This window comes from Paucibacter sp. PLA-PC-4 (assembly GCF_026241155.1).
GTDB lineage: Bacteria > Pseudomonadota > Gammaproteobacteria > Burkholderiales > Burkholderiaceae_C > Roseateles_E.
In genome coordinates, this window is record NZ_JAPFGP010000066.1 from 1 (window position 1) to 826 (window position 826).

Annotated in this window: 1 pseudogene; it reads left to right on the forward strand. The window is 64.8% G+C overall.

The window, feature by feature from the left end:
- Nucleotides 1–818 (forward strand): annotated as a pseudogene (locus tag OOZ63_RS28915) (hypothetical protein); the annotation flags it as partial.
- Nucleotides 819–826 lie beyond the last annotated feature (8 nt).

The following is an 826-nucleotide window of genomic DNA, read 5'->3' on the forward strand; positions in this document are numbered from 1 at the left end:
ATCTGTGCCAGTACGAGTACGCCTATGCGAGCTGCCAGAACAACAATGTCATCAGCGCCGCCATGCTCGCCGCGATGCAGGCCGACATCGACAGCTGGAGCGGCACGACGATCGACTCCAAGGCCAATGTCGCGACCCAGCAGATCTACCTGTTCACCGGCACCAAGGACGCCACCGTCGGGCCGAATCCGATGCTGGCGGTGCAGACCCAGTACGTCAGCAACGGCGTGCCCAGCGTCAGCCTGATCCAGCGTTCGAACACCGCGCATGTGTTCCCCACCGACTTCAGTGCCACCGGTAACAATCCCTGTGCCGCCTCGCTATCGCCCTACATCTCGAACTGCAGCTACGACGGCGCGAGGGCCGTGCTGAGCCAGTTCTACGGCACCCTGCTGCCGCGCAACAACGCGCCCGCGGCGGCCAACTACCTCGAGTTCAACCAGCGCGAGTTCACCGGCAACCTGGGCATGGCCAGCACCGGCTGGGTCTATGTGCCGGCCAGCTGCGCCGCGGGGACGAAGTGCAAGCTGCACGTGGCCATGCACGGCTGCACGCAGAACTACGCCAGCATCGGCGACCGCTTCGTCAAGAACACCGGCTACACGCGTTGGGCCGACAGCAACAGCATCATCGTGCTGTTCCCCCAGGCCCAGGCCGACACCAATCTCTATCCGACGCCGGCGAACGGCACGGTCGGCAACCCGAACGCCTGCTGGGACACGGTCGGCTTCTACGGCACCGACTATGCGAAGAAGTCGGGGGTGCAGTTGGCGGCCATCAAGGCCATGGTCGATCGGCTCGCTGCTGCCAGCCACTGAACGGCAAG